12 protein-coding genes and 1 pseudogene are annotated in these 14,948 nt (G+C 63.1%); 1 reads left to right on the top strand and 12 read right to left on the bottom strand.

Annotation, left to right across the window (positions count from 1 at the left end; translation table 11 throughout):
• Positions 1 to 72: 72 nt before the first annotated feature.
• From metW to NX775_RS15000, 10 genes are all read right to left on the bottom strand, one after another.
• Complete coding sequence (gene metW, locus NX775_RS14955) at positions 73 to 690, bottom strand: methionine biosynthesis protein MetW (RefSeq protein ID WP_183556659.1); 618 nt, start codon at positions 688 to 690, stop codon at positions 73 to 75.
• A complete protein-coding gene (metX, locus tag NX775_RS14960; protein WP_370660585.1) occupies positions 687 to 1,856 on the bottom strand; it encodes a homoserine O-succinyltransferase MetX in 1,170 nt (389 codons plus the stop codon). The genes metW and metX overlap by 4 nt, the downstream gene beginning before the upstream one ends.
• Before the next feature lie 67 nt (positions 1,857 to 1,923).
• A complete protein-coding gene (gene ptsP, locus NX775_RS14965) occupies positions 1,924 to 3,678 on the bottom strand; it encodes a phosphoenolpyruvate--protein phosphotransferase (RefSeq protein WP_258836712.1) in 1,755 nt (584 codons plus the stop codon).
• Between the two features lie 41 nt (positions 3,679 to 3,719).
• Positions 3,720 to 3,989 (bottom strand): HPr family phosphocarrier protein, encoded by a 270-nt coding sequence (locus NX775_RS14970; protein WP_258836713.1) that lies wholly within the window; start codon positions 3,987 to 3,989, stop codon positions 3,720 to 3,722.
• An 87-nt stretch (positions 3,990 to 4,076) separates the two neighbouring features.
• The gene (locus tag NX775_RS14975; RefSeq protein WP_183556650.1) at positions 4,077 to 4,478 is read right to left on the bottom strand and encodes a PTS sugar transporter subunit IIA; all 402 of its coding nucleotides are present in this window, start codon (positions 4,476 to 4,478) and stop codon (positions 4,077 to 4,079) included.
• Positions 4,479 to 4,482: 4 nt separating this feature from the next.
• A complete protein-coding gene (gene gshB, locus NX775_RS14980; protein ID WP_258836714.1) occupies positions 4,483 to 5,427 on the bottom strand; it encodes a glutathione synthase in 945 nt (314 codons plus the stop codon).
• 88 nt (positions 5,428 to 5,515) lie between these two features.
• Positions 5,516 to 6,817, bottom strand: coding sequence for a glutamate--cysteine ligase (gshA, locus tag NX775_RS14985; RefSeq protein ID WP_258836715.1), 1,302 nt, complete (start codon positions 6,815 to 6,817; stop codon positions 5,516 to 5,518).
• Between the two features lie 162 nt (positions 6,818 to 6,979).
• Positions 6,980 to 8,380: an ammonium transporter gene (locus NX775_RS14990; RefSeq protein ID WP_258836716.1), complete on the bottom strand. Its 1,401-nt coding sequence runs from the start codon at positions 8,378 to 8,380 to the stop codon at positions 6,980 to 6,982.
• Between the two features lie 14 nt (positions 8,381 to 8,394).
• The gene (gene glnK, locus NX775_RS14995; RefSeq protein ID WP_137171558.1) at positions 8,395 to 8,733 is read right to left on the bottom strand and encodes a P-II family nitrogen regulator; all 339 of its coding nucleotides are present in this window, start codon (positions 8,731 to 8,733) and stop codon (positions 8,395 to 8,397) included.
• A 19-nt stretch (positions 8,734 to 8,752) separates the two neighbouring features.
• On the bottom strand, positions 8,753 to 9,487 hold the full coding sequence (locus tag NX775_RS15000) for a TorF family putative porin (RefSeq protein WP_258836717.1): 735 nt from the start codon (positions 9,485 to 9,487) through the stop codon (positions 8,753 to 8,755).
• Between the two features lie 282 nt (positions 9,488 to 9,769).
• On the opposite strand from NX775_RS15000, the pseudogene NX775_RS15005 reads away from it, so the two are divergent.
• Positions 9,770 to 10,003, top strand: a pseudogene (locus NX775_RS15005) (accessory factor UbiK family protein); the annotation flags it as partial.
• 257 nt (positions 10,004 to 10,260) lie between these two features.
• Here NX775_RS15005 and NX775_RS15010 read toward each other — a convergent pair.
• Together NX775_RS15010 and NX775_RS15015 are read right to left on the bottom strand one after the other, a co-directional pair.
• Positions 10,261 to 13,842 (bottom strand): ABC transporter permease/M1 family aminopeptidase, encoded by a 3,582-nt coding sequence (locus NX775_RS15010; RefSeq protein ID WP_258836718.1) that lies wholly within the window; start codon positions 13,840 to 13,842, stop codon positions 10,261 to 10,263.
• 9 nt (positions 13,843 to 13,851) lie between these two features.
• Positions 13,852 to 14,778 (bottom strand): ABC transporter ATP-binding protein, encoded by a 927-nt coding sequence (locus NX775_RS15015; protein WP_258836719.1) that lies wholly within the window; start codon positions 14,776 to 14,778, stop codon positions 13,852 to 13,854.
• Positions 14,779 to 14,948 lie beyond the last annotated feature (170 nt).

The following is a 14,948-nucleotide window of genomic DNA, read 5'->3' on the forward strand; positions in this document are numbered from 1 at the left end:
TCGACGTGATCATGCCGTATGTACCGGCCCAGCTCAAGCCGCCAACGCACATAAGTCGCAACCTGCCCCGCCTTACACTGCCGGCGGCGCTTTTTTACGCAGGCGGAAGACCGCCATGCTGCCGCGCAGGTTCGGCAGAAACTTGACCACCTTGCCGTCGGCCAGCGCCACGCATTCCAGCACTTCCAGGCCGCATTCGACCGCCAGTTCCTGGAAATCGTAGATCGTGGCGCAGCGCACGTTCGGCGTGTCGTACCACTGATACGGCAGCGCGCGCGAAACCGGCATGCGCCCGCGCAGCAGCGCCAGGCGGTGCGGCCAGTGGGCAAAGTTCGGGAACGAGACGATCGCCTCATGGCCGACGCGCACGATGTCGCGCAGCAGGCCCTCGACATGCTGCATCATCTGCAGCGAGTTCAGACACAGCACGGTGTCGAACGTGTTGTCGCCAAAGAGGCCCAGGCCCTTTTCCATATCGTGCTGGATCACGTTGATCCCGCGCGCGGTGCTTTCCAGGACCTTGTCGTCGGCGATCTCGATGCCGTAGCCCGAGCAGCGCTTGCCCGATTCGAGGTAGCGCAGCATGGCGCCGTCGCCGCAGCCGACATCGAGCACGTGGGCGCGTTCGCCCACCCAGTGCGCGATGAAGGCCAGGTCGGGCCGCAGCGTATTGAGGTCGGCGAAATTCATGCGGCCTCCGTGGCGGTGGTGACGGCGCCTGGCGCCAGTTCAAGCGCGATGCGGTTGTAGTACGCGCGCACCACGTTCATGTAGCGGGCATCGTCGAGCAGGAAGGCATCGTGGCCGTGCGGCGCGTCGATTTCGGCGTAGGTCACGCGGCGCCGGTTGCTGATCAGGGCTTCGACGATCTCGCGGCTGCGCTCGGGCGAGAAGCGCCAGTCGGTCGTAAATGACGCAATCAAGAACTGCGCCTGCGTACCGGCCAGTGCCTTTTCGAGATCGCCATCGTACTCGCGCGCCGGATCGAAGTAATCGAGCGCCTTCGTGATCAACAGGTAGGTATTGGCGTCGAAGTATTCCGAGAACTTGTCGCCCTGGTAGCGCAGGTACGATTCGATCTCGAAGTCCACGCCGAAGTCGAAGTTGTAGTCATTCGTCTCGGCCGCGTTGCGCAGCTTGCGCCCGAACTTCTCGGCCATGTCGTCGTTCGACAGATACGTGATGTGGCCGATCATGCGCGCCACTTTCAGGCCGTTCTTCGGCACCACGCCATGTTCGTAGAAGTCGCCGCCATGGTAATCAGGGTCGGTCAGGATCGCCTGGCGCGCGACGTCGTTGAAGGCGATGTTCTGGGCCGACAGCTTCGGTGTGGACGCAATCACGATGCAGTGGCGCAGGCGCTCGGGGAACTTGATGCTCCACGACAGGGCCTGCATGCCGCCCAGCGAGCCGCCCATCACGGCGGCAAAGCGGTCGATGCCGAGGCGGTCGGCCAGCAGCGCCTGCGCGGTTACCCAATCTTCCACGGTCACCAGCGGAAAGCTCGCGCCATACGGCTTGCCAGTGGCGGCATTGACATGCATCGGGCCGGTCGAGCCGAAGCACGAGCCCAGGTTGTTTACGCCAATGACGAAGAAGCGGTCGGTGTCCACGGGTTTGCCCGGGCCGACCATATTGTCCCACCAGCCCGCGCTCTTGGGCGAGTCATACTGGCCGGCGACGTGGTGCGATGCATTCAGCGCGTGGCAGACCAGTACCGCATTGGACCTGTCGGCGTTGAGCGTGCCATAGGTTTCATACATCAGCGTGTAGTTGCTGAGCTGGGCGCCGCTTTGCAGGCGCAGCGGCTCTGCGAAGTGCATCGCCTGCGGTGTGACTATTCCTAGAGATCCCATGGGACTGTGTGCTTTGATTGATGATGCGGTGGTCGGGCCGTTGCCGGGCATGGCAACGGCGCGCGACTCACAGGGTCTGCAACTGCTCGACGGCGCTGGCGATTTCACCCGGCTCCATCGCGCGCAGGATGCGGCGGGTACGGGTCGTGACCACGCCAAGATCGGTATTCAGAATTTCCTGTTTCACCGCCAGCAGCTGCGCCGGGTGCATCGAAAACTCGCGCAGGCCCATGCCCAGCAGCAGGCGCGTGAGCTTGACGTCGCCGGCCATCTCGCCGCACACCGCTACATCCAGCCCGGCCTTGTGGCCCGTGGCGATGGTCGAGGCGATCAGCTGCAGCACCGCCGGGTGCAGCGGATTATACAGGTGCGCCACTTCGTAATCGACGCGGTCGATCGCCAGCAGATACTGGATCAGGTCATTGGTACCGATCGACAAAAAATCCATGCGGCGCACGAACAGCGGCAACGCCAGCGCGGCAGCCGGAATCTCGATCATGGCGCCGACTTCGATGCCTTCGTCGAAGCGGATCTTCTCGTCGCGCAGCTGGATCTTGGCCTGCTCGATCATGCCCAGCGTCTGGTCGATCTCGAACGCGTGCGCGAGCATCGGGATCAGGATGCGCACCTTGCCGAAGGCCGATGCGCGCAGGATCGCGCGCAGCTGCACCAAAAACATCTGCGGCTCGGCCAGGCAATAGCGGATCGCGCGCAGGCCAAGCGCCGGATTGAGCGCCGTGTGGTCGGTCTGGTCGAGCGGCTTGTCGGCGCCCACGTCGAGCGTGCGGATCGTGACCGGGCGGCCCTTCATCGCCAGCACCGCCTTGCGATACTGCTCGAACTGTTCTTCTTCGTCCGGGATGCGCAGCGCCTGCGCGCCGCGGCCCATGAACAGGAATTCGGAGCGGAACAGCCCCACGCCATTGGCGCCGGCTTCGAGAGCGGCCGGACAATCGTCGGGCAGTTCGATGTTGGCCAGCAGCGTGATCGTGGTGCCGTCGCGCGTGATGGCCGGTGTCTTCTTGAGCTTGAGCAGGCGCTTGCGTGCCTTGGCCATCGTGATCTGGCGCGCGCGGTATTGTTCAAGCACCAGCTGGCTCGGATTGCAGATGACGACGCCGGCGTCGCCGTCGACGATCAGCCAGTCGTCCTGCTCCACCAGGCGCGACGCCTGGTCCATGCCGACGACTGCCGGGATATCCAGGCTGCGCGCGACAATGGCTGTGTGCGAGTTCTGGCCGCCGACATCGGTGACAAAGCCGATAAACGAACGGTCACGAAACGCCAGCATGTCGGCCGGCGAGATGTCGTGGGCCACGACGATCATTTGCGGCGGTGGCTGGTCTTCGTCGGCAAACACCGGCGCGACGCTCAGCGCGGTGCCGGTCAAGACCTTCAGCACGCGCTCGGCGACCTGCTGGATGTCGTACTTGCGCTCGCGCAGGTAGGGGTCTTCGATTTCGTCGAACTGCGCCGAGAGCTCATCGATCTGCGTCACCAGCGCCCATTCGGCGTTGTAGTGGCGCGCGCGGATGATGTCCAGTGGCGCTTCCGAGATCATCGGGTCGGACAGGATCAGCGCATGTACGTCGATGAAGGCGCCCAGTTCGGTCGGGGCATCCTTCGGCAGGCCGGCCCAGAGTTCCTGCAGATTGTGGTGGACGGCGGCGATCGCATCCTGCAGCCGCCGCACCTCGGCCTCGACCTGTTCTTCAGGGACCAGGTAATGCTTGACGTCGAGTGCGGCCGGCGTGAGCAGGTGCGCGCGGCCGATCGCGATGCCGCGCGAAACCGGAATGCCGTGAAGGAGAAAGGAAGCCATGGAAGAATCCGTTGAACGCGAGGGGACCGCTTCACGCGGCATTATTCACCTTCACCGAACTTGTCGTTGACGAGCGCCGTCAGGGCGGCCAGCGCGGCTTCTTCGTCAGCGCCATCGGCTTCGAGCGTGACCTTGGCGCCCTTGCCGGCGGCGAGCATCATGACACCCATGATCGACTTGGCATTGATGCGGCGGCCATTGCGGGTGAGCCAGACATCGCTCTTGTACCTGGCGGCCATTTGCGTGAACTTGGCGGAGGCCCGTGCGTGCAGGCCCAGCTTGTTGATGATCTCGAGTTCTTGTTGAATCATAGTCGCTTTATCTTTTTTGTAATGTGTCTGACTGCGCCCGGTATCTCCTCGCACGCATCGCCATTGCCAACGCCATCGCCGCCTGCCCTAGCCAACCCGGATCCGGTTATCCACCCGCACTGCCCCGTTCTGCGCGCCGGCCAGCGCCATCTCGACGACCACGTCGAGCGAGTCGCGCCGGTAGGTGATCGCGCGCAGCAGCATCGGCAGGCTGATGCCGGCGATGACTTCCACGTGGCCCGCGTCGGCCAGTGAATTGCAGCAGTTCGACGGCGTGCCGCCCTTGACGTCGGTGATCACCAGGACGCCGTCGCCGTCGTCCAGGCGCGCGATGGCCTCCTTGGCCAGGCAGTTGATCTGGCCGATATCCTGGTCAGCGGTCACGTCGATTGCCTCGACGCGCTCGGTGGGGCCGCGAAACACGTGCGTCGCTGCGGCGATGAATGCCTGGCCCAAAGGTGCGTGGGTCAGGAGCAGAATGCCTACCATGTCGTTATCCAAGTACTTTCTGTTCAACCGCGTCGATGAACATCGCGGCCACGTCAAAACCGGTCTGGTCGAAGATCTCCTGGAAGCAGGTCGGGCTGGTCACGTTCACTTCGGTCAGGTTCTCGCCGATCACGTCCAATCCTACCAGTAACAGGCCACGCTCGGCCAGCAACGGGCCGAGGGCTTCGGCGATCTCGCGATCACGCTCGCTGATCGGCTGCGCCACGCCGATGCCGCCGGCGGCCAGGTTGCCGCGCACTTCGCCGTTTTGCGGAATCCGCGCCAGCACGAATGGCACCGGCTTGCCGCCGATGACCAGCACGCGCTTGTCGCCCTTGTCGATCGCCGGGATGAATTTCTGGGCCATGATCGTGTAACGGCCATTGGCCGTCAGCGTCTCGATGATCGAACCCAGATTGAGCGCGTCGCTTTTGACCCGGAAGATGCCGGCGCCGCCCATGCCGTCGAGCGGCTTGAAGATCACGTCGCCATGCTTGGCGTGGAAGGCGCGCAGGCGCGCTTCATCCGACGTGACCATCGTTGGCGACGTGTATTGGCTGAACTGGCCAATCGCCAGTTTTTCGTTGTGATCGCGGATCGCCGACGGGCTGTTGATCACGCAGGCGCCTTGGCGCACGGCCAGTTCGAGCAGGTAGGTGCCGTAGACGTATTCCATGTCGAACGGCGGGTCCTTGCGCTCGATGATCGCGTCGAACTCGGACAGCTTCACGTCGACGGCAGTATCGGCCGTGTACCAGACATCCGGCTCGCCCGTCAGGTGGATCTGCATCACGCGCGCGCTGACGATGCCTTCTTCGAGCACCATGTCGCGCTGTTCGAAGAAGTACAGGGCATGACCGCGCCGGGCCGCCTCGCGCATCATGGCGAAGGTCGAATCCTTGTAAATCTTGAATCCGGACAGCGGGTCGGCGAGAAAAGCGATTTTCATGGGGCGTCCAATCGATGTAATACCTTGATTTTAGCCCGAAACGGCAAACCTCGCGGACCAAGCCCCGAGGTTTGCCGGACGCAGTGCGTCAGTACACTTCCGGATTCGGATCGGTGCGTTCGAGTTCGAGCGATGCGGCCAGCATGCCCAGGCGCGCGACCACGCCGTACACGTAAAAGCGGTTGGGCGCGGCGGTGCCCGGCTTGGCCTTCGGATCGGGCATCGCGTGCTGCTGCGCGAACGCCAGCGGCACGAACTGCGAACCGGGCGCATTGAGGTTCTGGTCGATGCCGCGCTCGGCGTGCACGCGGTAGAAGCCACCCACAACATAGCGGTCGATCATGTAGACGACCGGTTCGGCGACCGCGTCGTCGATCGATTCGAAGGTGGGCACGCCTTCCTGGATGATCAGATCGGTCACGGCCACGCCATCCTTGACCACCGACATGCGCGCGCGCTGGGCCGGGGTCAGGTCGCGCACTTCGCTCGCGTCCTTGATGGTCATGATGCCCATGCCATAGGTGCCGGCGTCGGGCTTGAGGATCACGAAGGGCTTGCGCTCCTTCATGCCGTATTCCTTGTACTTCTTCTTGATCTTCGAGAACAGCGCCGAGACGTCGTCGGCCAGCGCTTCGGTGCCGACGTTCTCGCGCAGGTCGACTTCGGCGCAGGTGCTGTGCAGCGGGTTGACCAGCCACGGATCGATGTCGATCAGCTTGCCGAACTTCTTGGCCACTTCGTCCAGCGCCTTGAGGTGGTTGCTCTTGCGGCGCAGCGCCCAGCCGGCGTGCAGCGGGGGCAGCAAGGCCTGTTCGTGGACGTTTTCGAGGATCGACGGGATGCCGGCCGACAGGTCATTGTTGAGCAGGATGGTGCACGGGTCGAAGTCAGGCAGGCCGACGCGGCGGCCATTGCTTGATCGCACGAGCGGTTCGAGCACGAGCATATTGCCGTCAGGCAGCGCCAGCGGGGTCGGCTCGGTGATCTCGGGCGAGAACGTGCCAAGGCGGACATGCAAGCCGGTCTGGCGGAAGATCTGCATCAGGCGCGCGACGTTCTGCAGGTAGATCGGGCTGCGGCGGTCGGCGTCCGGCACCAGCAGCAGGTTGCGCGCGTCGGGGCAATACTTGTCGACGGCGGCCATGGCCGCCTGCACCGTCAGCGGCAGCATCTCGCTGGCCAGGTTGTTGAAGCCGCCCGGGAACAGGTTGGTGTCCACCGGTGCGAGCTTGTAGCCGGCATTTCGCAGATCGACCGAGCAATAAAATGGCGGCGTGTGCTCCTGCCACTCGAGGCGGAACCAGCGCTCGATGGCAGGCGTGGCTTCGAGGATTTTCTTTTCCAGGTCCAGCAAAGGACCGGTCTGGGCGGTGGCGAGGTGCGGAACCATTGATTGGACGTCCTTGTTGTGCGCTTCTTGTTGTTAATTTAACTTGGGAATCGCATATGGGGTTGGTCCGGGTATTTTAAAGGGCAATGCGAAGAATGCAAAAAACGCCGTCCCCGCTTGTGCGGAGACGACGTTTTCAGGGACCAGCGACGACGGAGCGGATCAGTAACGGTAAGCCGACTCGCCGTGGCTCGTGATGTCCAGGCCTTCGCGTTCCTCTTCTTCCGGCACACGCAGACCGATCACGATATCCACCAGCTTGAAGGCGATGAAGGCGACGACGGCCGACCAGATGACGGTCACGCCGATTGCATGGGCCTGGATCCACAGCTGGCCGACGATCGAGTAGCTCGTGTTCATCGCATTGGTCGTGTAATCCCACACGCCCTGCCCGCCTAGTGCCGGCGACGCAAACACACCGGTCAGCATCGCGCCGAGGATACCGCCCACGCCGTGCACGCCGAACACGTCGAGCGAATCGTCAGCGCGCAGCAGGCGCTTCAGACCCGTCACGCCCCACAGGCAGACGATACCGGCCAGCAGGCCGATGACCAGCGCGCCCATCGGACCGACGAAGCCGGCGCCCGGGGTGATGGCCACCAGGCCCGACACGGCGCCCGATGCGGCGCCCAGCATCGATGGCTTGTGCTTGAAGACCCACTCGCCCAGCACCCAGGTGAGGGTCGCGCCGGCAGTGGCCAGCAGCGTGTTCAGGAACGCCAGTGCCGCCACGTCGCCTGCTTCGAGCGCCGAGCCGGCATTGAAGCCGAACCAGCCGACCCACAGCAGCGACGCGCCGACCATCGTCATCGGCAGCGAGTGTGGCGCCATCGATTCACGGCCGTAGCCGATCCGCTTGCCGATCACATAAGCGCCCACCAGGCCGGCCACGGCCGAGTTGATGTGCACCACGGTGCCGCCCGCGAAGTCGAGCGCGCCCTGCTGCCACAGGTAGCCAGCAGCTGCAGTAACGGTTTGCAGCGACGCAGCGTCGGTGATGGCGTCAGGACCGGCCCAGAACCAGACCATGTGCGCGACCGGCAGGTAGCCGAACGTGAACCACAGCACGACGAACACCAGCACGGCCGCGAACTTGGCGCGCTCGGCAAAGGCGCCGACGATCAGCGCGCAGGTAATCGCTGCGAAGGTGCCCTGGAAGGCGACGAAGATGAATTCGGGGATCATCGTCTCTTTGCTGAAGGTCGCGGCCATCGCAAACTTGCCGGCGACCGGATCCCAGATGCCTTGCAGGAAGGCGCGGTCGAAGCCGCCGATGAACGCGTTGCCCTGCGTGAAGGCCAGCGAGTAGCCGTACAGGCACCACAGCACGATCACGAGGGCAAACACCATCATCACCTGCATCAGCACCGACAGCATGTTCTTGGCGCGCACCAGGCCGCCGTAGAACAGCGCCAGGCCGGGAATGGTCATCAGGATCACCAGCAGCGTGGCGACGAACATCCAGGCCGTATCCCCCTTGTTGATGGACGGCGCCGCCATGGCCGGCAGGGCAACGCCCAGGCCCAGCAAGGCGGTCAGTATCGTTGTAGTTATGCGCTTCATGAAAACATTCCCTCTTACAGTGCGTCGTTGCCGGTCTCGCCGGTACGGATACGGATGACCTGGTTCAGGTCGGCCACGAAGATCTTGCCGTCACCGATCTTGCCGGTGCGGGCAGCGCCCTGGATCGCATCGATGACCTGGTCGACGATGGCATCGTCGACGGCGGCTTCGATCTTGATCTTGGGCAGGAAGTCGACGACGTACTCGGCGCCACGGTACAGCTCGGTGTGGCCTTTCTGGCGGCCGAAACCCTTCACTTCGGTCACCGTCATGCCTTGCACGTTGATTTCCGACAGTGCCTCTCGCACCTCGTCGAGCTTGAAGGGCTTGATGATGGCGGTGATCATTTTCATGGTATTGCCTCTTTTGCAATCAAAAAGTTTTTGAGACGGACAGCACGGCGGCGGACTTGCCGAGGTTCTTGCCTTCCGGACTCAGGTAGGCGTCGGTATTCGCCTTGTGCCACGCCAGCGCCACGGTGGCGACGCCGAAGTCCTTGGTGACGCCAACCTTGTAGTCGGTGTACGAAAACGCGCTGTTGTTCTTCAGTTTCTGGCGCCCGACGTGCAGGTTCAGGATGAAGCCGTTGCTGACGTCGATGTCGGCGCCCACGTCCAGGTAGCCGCTGCGCTTGCTGTCTGCGGTGCCGAACAGATTGGTCGTCGAGTGCGAGTACTTGATGTAAGCCGGGCCGTAGCCGAGTTTGCCGTACAGCTCGAACGTGTTCGCGCTCGGGTTCAACCCGTTGTCCGGGTAGTAGTAATACAGGCCGCCAATGTCATAGCTGATCGCGTCGCTCAACTGACCGCGCTTGCCGCCATAGACGTCCCATTCGATATTGCCGTCGCCGCCCAGGTCTTTCGTCCATTTGATGGTGGAAAGCCAGGTGCCCACGTAGAAGCCGGATGGGCCGTGTACGTAGTCGACGCCGCCCTGGAGGGCCGGGTCGAGGGCTGTTTGCGACAGGCCGCGGTAACGGTAGTCGCTGGTGATGCTCGCGTTGTAGCTCACCTGGTGTTCGGCGGGTTGTTCCTGTGCCATGCCCTGCGTGCTGGCAAGTGCCGACACTGCCAGGACAACTGCGCTGAATTTTGCTTTGCACTTCATGACAAACCCCTTGATGAACAACATGAAAAATGACTGCTTGTGGATCCTCGTGATGTTCTTTATCTATGGTTTATTTAGCAGGATGCGTGCCAGCTCATAACCAGCTCATAGCCACCTCATAAACGGGAAAAAGGTCCTTGTTTTTTTGGTAAACACGCCCCACATCGGTTTTGCTACAACACAACGGACCGCACACGGCACCCAGACGGCCGTTCGGCGCACTACATCAGGTCACATTGCACCATCATGGAGCGTGCGGCCTCGGCAGAAAGGGAAATGGATATGAGTAATAGCAACTTCTTCAGCGACTTGCAGGGCAAGATCAACCAGGCGCTCGAGAGCGGTCCGGCCAAGGACATTGAACGCAATGTGAAGGCAGCCATGACGTCGGGCTTTTCCAAGCTCGATCTGGTGACGCGCGAGGAATTCGATATCCAGGCCCAGGTGCTGGCCAAGACCCGCAGCAAGCTCGAAGCGCTCGAACTGCGCGTGAGCGAGCTCGAAGCCAAGCTGGGTGCAGGCAGCACCACGGCGTCGTCGGCAACCTCATCGGCAACCTCGGCGACAGCGGCCTCGGCATCGGCCGCTTTTCCGACCTCGGGCAGCTCGGCGATTCCAATGCCAGGCGCTGCGCCGTCGGCTACTGCGCCGTTCCCGGCCGCACCGGAAGACCCGACGATCGTCGTGCCGCCAACGCTCGACAAGCATTAAACAGTTACCAGCGTCTATTTGAACGCGTGGGCGGGAAACCCGCCCACCCTACTGCCCAGTTTTCAATCGATGCTGACTTCCTTGCGGTTGTCACGCGCCACGCGGTCGATCAGCTTGTTGTACGGGTCGATACCCACATCGAACGGCTGCTCCTTGACGGTCACCGTCACAGTCGGATTCTCGCCCCGTAATACGCGCTTCTCCAATAACAGCACCCGCTCGTCCGACTCCTTGGCATCCTCCGCGCGCGCGAACACGCCGATCTCCACCGCCTCGTCATAGGTGCGCGGCGTTTCCTGTCCCTTGCCGTCGGCCTGCATCTTCGCCAGATGCAGTTTCATCGTCACGTCCCACTGTCCGTCCGGGCGCTTGACGGCCTTCGCATCGGTTACGCGGTTATCGTAGAAGACGATGCGTTCGAACAGGTCGGCGATCAGCGCGTGCTTGCCGACCGGAGCTTCGGCGCGGATGTAGTCGACCAGTTCGGCGGATGTCGCAAACGGCGCCTCCTGATAGCCCTTGTCCTGCAGGAAGCGCTTGAGGGCGCGGTTGAGCGCCGCTTCACCGATCTCGTCGCGCAGGCGGTAAAAGACCAGGCTGCCCTTGCGGTAGTGGATGTAGTCCTGGTTCTCCACGCGCACTAGCGGCAGCTCCTCGATCTTTTCGGCGCCGCGCGAACTGAGATAGCGGTCCAGTTCATAGCGCAGGAAACGGCGCATCTGGTGCGGGCCGTATTCCTTCTCCATCACCATCAGCGCCGAGTACTGCGCCAGCGATTCGATCAGCATGCTCGCGCCCTGCACATTCGCGGCCGTGACCTGGTGGCCCCACCACTGGTGCGCCATCTCGTGCGCCGTCACGTAGAACACGTAGTCGATGTCCTCTTTGTCGCGCAGGTCGGCGATGAAGCCGATCGATTCCGAGAACGGGATCGTGTTGGCGAACGATTGCGCGAAGCGCTGGTAGTTCGGGAATTCCAGGATGCGCACCTGCTTGTGCTGGTACGGCGTGAACTGGGTCGTGAAGTAGTCGAGCGACTTTTGCGTGCCCGCGATCATCCGGTCGACGTTGTAGACGTGCTTCGGATCGTGATAGATCTCGATCGGGATGCCGTGCCAATCGCTTTTCTTGACCTGCCAGTTGGCCGAGAGGTAGGCGAAGAACGGCATCATCTTCTGGTCCATCTTGTAGCGATAGTAGTTGCGGCCGTTTTCCTTCCACGCCTTTTGCAGGTAGCCCGGTGCCAGCGCGATCTGGTCGCCGCTGGTGGAGACGGTGGTATCGAAGCTGATCCAGTCGGCGTCATCCCCGAACATCGTGTTGGCGCGGGCCGCCTGGTTTTCAAGCTTGGCCATGCGCTCCGGCTCGCCCAGGCCGCGCTTGCGGCGCTCGTTGCGGTCCAGTAGTTCGAACTCGCTCTGGTAGCCGACCAGCGGGAAGAACTCGCGGTTGTTGAAGAACGTGCCATTCAGGTTGAGCGTGTCGCCCCTGCCCGCGTTGGAAAAACCGGGGCGGCGCACGTCGACCGTGAAGTCCAGCGCCAGGCGGGCGCCCGGCGCCGTCGGCTGCGCGAGCTTAAGTATCCGGAAGCCCGCCACCTGGTCATCCAGGACCACCGTGTGCGCGGGCAGGCCGGCAAACGTGGTCACGACGTCCGGATTGACCTGCAGGCGCAGCGTGTCAAGCGGCTGGCTCGTCTTGTTTTCGAAGACGTAACGGCCCTTGACCATCACGCGCCGCTCGGCCGGGTAGATGTCCACCGCAGCGCGCACATCGACGATCTTCACGTGCGGCAGGTCCTTGTACTTGCGGTAGGTCTTTTCGTATCTGGCCTGCTTGTCCATCGCCACGTTCTGCGCTTCGTAGCGGCCCAGCGTGACGGTATTGTGGAAGATCCAGCCACCCACCAGCGCGAACGCGATCGTGCAGGCGGCCAGCGCAGCGCCCGATGCGCTTTTCAGGCGCCGCGTTGCTTCGCGCGTGCGGGTGCGCCACTCGACCGACAGGCCGCGCACCCAGAACGCCTGGGCCACGATCAGGCCCGCCACGGCAAACAGGGTCCAGTACAGCGCGAACCACGACCAGCCTGCGATGAAGTGGCCGAAGCCGTTCATGTCCGAGTACGGCGTCTCGGGCAGCAGAGCGATGTTGTACAGGTTGTGATCGAAGTGCAGGACTGACAGGACGATTTGCGACACGATCAGCACGATCATGAACAGGTAGCCCAGAAACTTGTTGTTCGTGACGACCTGCAGCGCCACGGCGATCAGCGCCATCAGGATGTACGGCGTGCCGGCCATGAACACGCCCTGCAGATACACCATCGGTTCGATCGGCGCCCCGCCCTTGTACAGCTGGATAGCGATCGCGGTCAGGATCCCGGCAAACAGGAAAGCCAGCACCACGCCCACGAGGGCCAGGCTCTTCGCCACCAGCGGCGCCCAGTTCGGCATTGGCATCGCGTCGCTCACGTCGGCGATGCCGGCCTGGCGCTCCTTGAAAATCAGTTCACCGGCGTAGAAGATCACGATGATGAGCAGCAGGAAGTTGTAGCTGCCCTTGAGCAGCTCGATCATCAGGTAGGTGCGCGGGTAGACGTCGGTGCCGAACATCTGGTGCAGCTGACTCGAGCTGCCCACCATATTGAGTACGCCGAACAGCAGCATGACCAGGAACGGCACGCTCTTGAAGACGGCTACGGCATCGAAGACGAAGATATGCCAGCACTGGGTCCAGCGCGTGCCGCGTGTGAAGCGCGGAGCGATGCGTGGCAGCGCGACGTGCGCCGGCGTGCCCGCTACCGGCGCTGCCGCTTTGGCCTTGCCGAACAGGCGCTTTCCGGTGCCGGCGCGCTGCGGCTTGAACAGCGCCAGCGTCAGGCCAAGCAGCGCCAGGCCGATCACGCTCCACAACAGCCGGTTGGCCAGCATATAGCCCCCGATGGCCGGCAGGCCGGCATTCGATTCGGCGGTGGAGAAGTAACGCGTAGCGCGGCCCAGGGCGCGCAGGCCGAACGGGTCGGCCAGCACGGCGAACCACTCGTTGTCGATATTGCCGGTGAATTTTCCGGCCAGGATCCACAGCACGAAGAACGCCATCACGCCGACATACACCATCATGATCGAGCGCGTCGTCGCGGCCAGCAGCATCAGCAAGGCGCCGATGAACAGCAGGTTCGGCATCACCAGCACGCACAGCGCCCACAGGTAGGCGGCGCCGGGGAACGGCCCCACGCGCTCGGCGTCGATCCACGGCATCAGGGGACCGAGCATCATGCCCGCCACGATCACCGCGAAAATCACCATGCAGGCCAGCAGCCCCGCCAGGAAGCGGCCGACAAGGTAGTCGTGCTTTTTCATCGGCGTGGCAAACAGCATGTCGGAGATGCCGACGTCGCCATCGCGCAGCACCGAGCCGGCGATGAAGATGGTGACGACGAACATCGACATCAGGCTGAAGACGCCGAGCAGCTGTGCGACGACGACCGGCGCATTGCGATTGACGTTGCCGATGCTGCCGCCGATCTGGATCGCATCGGTGGTGGTCGCGCCAAAGGCCAGCGCGCCGAAGATCAGCGCGCACACCCACAACAACGGCTGGCGCAGCTGGATGCCCAGCTCAAACTTGAAGAATTCGCGTAGCATGCCGGCTCCTTACGCCACGACCGGTGCGGTGGATGCGGACGCCGCGCCGGTGGCCGAAGCGGCCGCGCGGCTGGCGTTGCGGATCTGGAGGAAGTAGACGTCTTCCAGGTCGGGCTCGACGCTGACGAAGCCGTCGTCCGGCTGCGACTCGGCGAACACGTTGATCTGCGGGCGCCCCGCCACCAGGCGCGTAGAGAGCACGTTGAAATCGCGCTGGTAGTCGGCCAGCGCATCCTGGCTGACGGTGCGCCGCCACACGCGGCTCCTGAGCGTGTCGATCGCAGCTTGCGGCTCGCCCTGCAGCAGCACGGTGCCTTTGGCGATCATCGCCATGCGCGGGCACAGATCGGTGACGTCTTCGACGATGTGGGTCGACAGGATCACGACCACCTGCTCGCCGATCTTGGCCAGCAGGTTCAGGAAGCGGTTGCGTTCATCGGGGTCCAGGCCTGCGGTTGGTTCGTCGACGATGACCAGGCGCGGCGCGCCAAGCAGCGCCTGGGCGATGCCGAAGCGCTGGCGCATGCCGCCCGAGAAGGTGCCCAGGCCGCGCGAGCGCGCTTCCCACAGATTGGTCTGGTGCAGCAGCGCTTCGACCATCTCCTTGCGCTCGCCCTTGGCCGTCAGGCCCTTGAGGACGGCAAAGTGGTTCAGCAGTTTTTCAGCGCTCACTTTGGGGTAGACGCCGAAGTCCTGCGGCAGGTAGCCGAGCTGGCGGCGCAGGCCTTCCTTGTCCTTCAACACATCCACGCCGTTGAAATCGATGCTGCCGCTGTCGGGGTCCTGCAGCGTGGCAATGGTGCGCATCAGCGACGACTTGCCGGCACCGTTGGGCCCGAGCAGGCCGAACATGCCGTTGGGGATCTCGAGACTGACGTTGTTGATCGCCTTGACGCCGTTGGCATAGGTCTTGTTGAGCTGCTTGATCGATAGCATGGACTGATTCTCCGGGGACGGTTGCGGTTGTGGTGCTGTTCACGATCAATGTAACGTTAACAAAAAGCAATGTCTGCATTTTGTGACAGACGGTATGAATTGCGGCATGAACGACGAGAACCCGGGTATATGCATCGGTCATGAACGGGCAAGCGCGCGCACGCCTGTCC

The sequence above is a fragment of the Massilia aurea genome, from assembly GCF_024753205.1.
Lineage (GTDB): Bacteria > Pseudomonadota > Gammaproteobacteria > Burkholderiales > Burkholderiaceae_D > Telluria > Telluria aurea.